Annotated in this window: 2 tRNA genes and 2 rRNA genes; all 4 read right to left on the reverse strand. The window is 52.3% G+C overall.

What is annotated here, in order from left to right:
* Window positions 1–79: 79 nt before the first annotated feature.
* Window positions 80–2972, reverse strand: a 23S ribosomal RNA gene (locus BZK31_RS13765).
* A gap of 234 nt (window positions 2973–3206) precedes the next feature.
* Window positions 3207–3282, reverse strand: a tRNA-Ala gene (locus BZK31_RS13770).
* A gap of 27 nt (window positions 3283–3309) precedes the next feature.
* Window positions 3310–3386: transfer RNA gene (locus tag BZK31_RS13775), tRNA-Ile, on the reverse strand.
* A 123-nt stretch (window positions 3387–3509) separates the two neighbouring features.
* Window positions 3510–5046: ribosomal RNA gene (locus tag BZK31_RS13780) — 16S ribosomal RNA — on the reverse strand.
* Together the 16S and 23S rRNA genes with 2 tRNA genes alongside form the textbook arrangement of a ribosomal RNA operon.
* Window positions 5047–5557: the final 511 nt, after the last annotated feature.

The following is a 5557-nucleotide window of genomic DNA, read 5'->3' on the forward strand; positions in this document are numbered from 1 at the left end:
TCGCAAACTTTCGGTGCGTGTCGTCTTCACAGTCACCGCAATCTGGGCCCGTCCGGGTCGCAGATTGCTTGGGTGTTATATGGTCAAGCCTCACGGGCAATTAGTATTGGTTAGCTCAACGCCTCACAGCGCTTACACACCCAACCTATCAACGTCGTAGTCTTCGACGGCCCTTCAGGGAACTCAAGGTTCCAGTGAGATCTCATCTTGAGGCAAGTTTCCCGCTTAGATGCTTTCAGCGGTTATCTTTTCCGAACATAGCTACCCGGCAATGCCACTGGCGTGACAACCGGAACACCAGAGGTTCGTCCACTCCGGTCCTCTCGTACTAGGAGCAGCCCCTCTCAAATCTCAAACGTCCACGGCAGATAGGGACCGAACTGTCTCACGACGTTCTAAACCCAGCTCGCGTACCACTTTAAATGGCGAACAGCCATACCCTTGGGACCGGCTTCAGCCCCAGGATGTGATGAGCCGACATCGAGGTGCCAAACACCGCCGTCGATATGAACTCTTGGGCGGTATCAGCCTGTTATCCCCGGAGTACCTTTTATCCGTTGAGCGATGGCCCTTCCATACAGAACCACCGGATCACTAAGACCTACTTTCGTACCTGCTCGACGTGTCTGTCTCGCAGTCAAGCGCGCTTTTGCCTTTATACTCTACGACCGATTTCCGACCGGTCTGAGCGCACCTTCGTACTCCTCCGTTACTCTTTAGGAGGAGACCGCCCCAGTCAAACTACCCACCATACACTGTCCTCGATCCGGATGACGGACCTGAGTTAGAACCTCAAAGTTGCCAGGGTGGTATTTCAAGGTTGGCTCCACGCAGACTGGCGTCCACGCTTCACAGCCTCCCACCTATCCTACACAAGCAAATTCAAAGTCCAGTGCAAAGCTATAGTAAAGGTTCACGGGGTCTTTCCGTCTAGCCGCGGATACACTGCATCTTCACAGCGATTTCAATTTCACTGAGTCTCGGGTGGAGACAGCGCCGCCATCGTTACGCCATTCGTGCAGGTCGGAACTTACCCGACAAGGAATTTCGCTACCTTAGGACCGTTATAGTTACGGCCGCCGTTTACCGGGGCTTCGATCAAGAGCTTCGCTTGCGCTAACCCCATCAATTAACCTTCCGGCACCGGGCAGGCGTCACACCCTATACGTCCACTTTCGTGTTTGCAGAGTGCTGTGTTTTTAATAAACAGTCGCAGCGGCCTGGTATCTTCGACCGGCGTGGGCTTACGCAGTAAATGCTTCACCCTCACCGGCGCACCTTCTCCCGAAGTTACGGTGCCATTTTGCCTAGTTCCTTCACCCGAGTTCTCTCAAGCGCCTTGGTATTCTCTACCCAACCACCTGTGTCGGTTTGGGGTACGGTTCCTGGTTACCTGAAGCTTAGAAGCTTTTCTTGGAAGCATGGCATCAACCACTTCGCGTCCTAAAGGACACTCGTCATCAGCTCTCGGCCTTGAAACCCCGGATTTACCTAAGGTTCCAGCCTACCACCTTAAACCTGGACAACCAACGCCAGGCTGGCCTAGCCTTCTCCGTCCCTCCATCGCAATAACCAGAAGTACAGGAATATTAACCTGTTTTCCATCGACTACGCTTTTCAGCCTCGCCTTAGGGACCGACTAACCCTGCGTCGATTAACGTTGCGCAGGAAACCTTGGTCTTTCGGCGTGGGTGTTTTTCACACCCATTGTCGTTACTCATGTCAGCATTCGCACTTCTGATACCTCCAGCAAGCTTCTCAACTCACCTTCACAGGCTTACAGAACGCTCCTCTACCGCATCATCAAAAGATGATACCCGTAGCTTCGGTGCATGGTTTGAGCCCCGTTACATCTTCCGCGCAGGCCGACTCGACTAGTGAGCTATTACGCTTTCTTTAAAGGGTGGCTGCTTCTAAGCCAACCTCCTAGCTGTCTAAGCCTTCCCACATCGTTTCCCACTTAACCATGACTTTGGGACCTTAGCTGACGGTCTGGGTTGTTTCCCTTTTCACGACGGACGTTAGCACCCGCCGTGTGTCTCCCATGCTCGGCACTTGTAGGTATTCGGAGTTTGCATCGGTTTGGTAAGTCGGGATGACCCCCTAGCCGAAACAGTGCTCTACCCCCTACAGTGATACATGAGGCGCTACCTAAATAGCTTTCGAGGAGAACCAGCTATCTCCGAGCTTGATTAGCCTTTCACTCCGATCCACAGGTCATCCGCTAACTTTTCAACGGTAGTCGGTTCGGTCCTCCAGTCAGTGTTACCTAACCTTCAACCTGCCCATGGATAGATCGCCCGGTTTCGGGTCTATTCCCAGCGACTTGACGCCCTATTAAGACTCGCTTTCGCTACGCCTCCCCTATTCGGTTAAGCTTGCCACTGAAAATAAGTCGCTGACCCATTATACAAAAGGTACGCAGTCACCCAACAATGTGGGCTCCCACTGCTTGTACGCATACGGTTTCAGGATCTATTTCACTCCGCTCTCCGCGGTTCTTTTCGCCTTTCCCTCACGGTACTGGTTCACTATCGGTCAGTCAGTAGTATTTAGCCTTGGAGGATGGTCCCCCCATATTCAGACAAGGTTTCTCGTGCCCCGTCCTACTCGATTTCATTGCAAAGAGACTTTCGCGTACAGGGCTATCACCCACTATGGCCGCACTTTCCAGAGCGTTCCGCTACTCTCAATCCAACTTAAGGGCTGGTCCCCGTTCGCTCGCCACTACTAAGGGAATCTCGGTTGATTTCTTTTCCTCAGGGTACTTAGATGTTTCAGTTCCCCTGGTTCGCTCCATACACCTATGTATTCAGTGTAAGGTAACTGTCTTATGACAGCTGGGTTCCCCCATTCAGACACCTCCGGATCACAGTCTGTTTGCCGACTCCCCGAAGCTTTTCGCAGGCTACCACGTCTTTCATCGCCTCTGACTGCCAAGGCATCCACCGTATGCGCTTCTTCACTTGACCATATAACCCCAAGCAATCTGGTTATACTGTGAAGACGACATTCGCCGAAAGTTTGCTCTCACAAACTTTACCTTAGCCTGTTGCCCGCCAGTGAAAGCGGTCAACAGTCTATTTCTTTCTATCACATACCCAAATTTTTAAAGAACGATCTAATCAAAGACTAGAAATCAACATTCACCCTTCTCGCGAAGGAAATGCTCATTTCTAAGCTTTACACAGTTCAGAAGCAGTAAATGGTGGAGCCAAGCGGGATCGAACCGCTGACCTCCTGCGTGCAAGGCAGGCGCTCTCCCAGCTGAGCTATGGCCCCGTATCACTACAGGATCTACCACAAAATTGGTGGGTCTGGGCAGATTCGAACTGCCGACCTCACCCTTATCAGGGGTGCGCTCTAACCAACTGAGCTACAGACCCAATTTCGAGCTTGTAGCCGCTAGCCTGGAGCTATCAGCTTGGAGCTTAAAGCTGCTTCTAATCGTCTTCTTCAATGAATCAAGCAATTCGTGTGGGTGCTTATGGCGCAGCTGAGTCGTCGATTAAGGAGGTGATCCAGCCGCAGGTTCCCCTACGGCTACCTTGTTACGACTTCACCCCAGTCATGAATCACACCGTGGTAACCGTCCTCCCGAAGGTTAGACTAGCTACTTCTGGTGCAACCCACTCCCATGGTGTGACGGGCGGTGTGTACAAGGCCCGGGAACGTATTCACCGCGACATTCTGATTCGCGATTACTAGCGATTCCGACTTCACGCAGTCGAGTTGCAGACTGCGATCCGGACTACGATCGGTTTTGTGAGATTAGCTCCACCTCGCGGCTTGGCAACCCTCTGTACCGACCATTGTAGCACGTGTGTAGCCCAGGCCGTAAGGGCCATGATGACTTGACGTCATCCCCACCTTCCTCCGGTTTGTCACCGGCAGTCTCCTTAGAGTGCCCACCTTAACGTGCTGGTAACTAAGGACAAGGGTTGCGCTCGTTACGGGACTTAACCCAACATCTCACGACACGAGCTGACGACAGCCATGCAGCACCTGTCTCAATGCTCCCGAAGGCACCCCTCCATCTCTGGAAGGTTCATTGGATGTCAAGGCCTGGTAAGGTTCTTCGCGTTGCTTCGAATTAAACCACATGCTCCACCGCTTGTGCGGGCCCCCGTCAATTCATTTGAGTTTTAACCTTGCGGCCGTACTCCCCAGGCGGTCAACTTAATGCGTTAGCTGCGCCACTAAAATCTCAAGGATTCCAACGGCTAGTTGACATCGTTTACGGCGTGGACTACCAGGGTATCTAATCCTGTTTGCTCCCCACGCTTTCGCACCTCAGTGTCAGTATGAGCCCAGGTGGTCGCCTTCGCCACTGGTGTTCCTTCCTATATCTACGCATTTCACCGCTACACAGGAAATTCCACCACCCTCTGCCCTACTCTAGCTTGCCAGTTTTGGATGCAGTTCCCAGGTTGAGCCCGGGGATTTCACATTCAACTTAACAAACCACCTACGCGCGCTTTACGCCCAGTAATTCCGATTAACGCTTGCACCCTCTGTATTACCGCGGCTGCTGGCACAGAGTTAGCCGGTGCTTATTCTGTCGGTAACGTCAAAACCACCACGTATTAGGTAATGGCCCTTCCTCCCAACTTAAAGTGCTTTACAATCCGAAGACCTTCTTCACACACGCGGCATGGCTGGATCAGGCTTGCGCCCATTGTCCAATATTCCCCACTGCTGCCTCCCGTAGGAGTCTGGACCGTGTCTCAGTTCCAGTGTGACTGATCATCCTCTCAGACCAGTTACGGATCGTCGCCTTGGTGAGCCATTACCTCACCAACTAGCTAATCCGACCTAGGCTCATCTGATAGCGCAAGGCCCGAAGGTCCCCTGCTTTCTCCCGTAGGACGTATGCGGTATTAGCGTCCGTTTCCGAGCGTTATCCCCCACTACCAGGCAGATTCCTAGGCATTACTCACCCGTCCGCCGCTCTCAAGAGGTGCAAGCACCTCTCTACCGCTCGACTTGCATGTGTTAGGCCTGCCGCCAGCGTTCAATCTGAGCCATGATCAAACTCTTCAGTTCAAACATCTATCTGGGTTTTGAGAAAACCCTAAACTTGGCTCAGCAATCGTTGGTTACATCTTTGATTTCTCGCGGAGTAACTTGGGCTGCTGATAATCTGTTGACTTCAGTCTGACACCACAAGCACCCACACGAATTGCTTGATTCAGTTGTTAAAGAGCGGTGGGTTGAGCCTTTCGTCTCAACCGAGGCGCGCATTCTACAGCGCCCTGCGTATCTGTCAAGCGATTATTTTCTGAAGTTTTTCAAGTTTCCTGATCAACTTCAATCACTTGCGCTGCGGTCAACTCTGCGTTGCTCGTCAGCGGGAGGCGAATTCTACAGCGTTACAACCGCGTGTCAAACTCTTTTTTCTCACCGCTGTCGATTCCAACAAAACCGACCGACTTCCTCGCTGACCGACCCGACCAAACCCTTGTAACTCATTGAATCGCAAGGCTTTTTCGTTTCCGTCTGCGCCGGAAGTGGGGCGAATTATAGACACCTCACCGGGCGCGTCAACCGTTATTTT

The organism is Pseudomonas floridensis (assembly GCF_002087235.1).
GTDB lineage: Bacteria > Pseudomonadota > Gammaproteobacteria > Pseudomonadales > Pseudomonadaceae > Aquipseudomonas > Aquipseudomonas floridensis.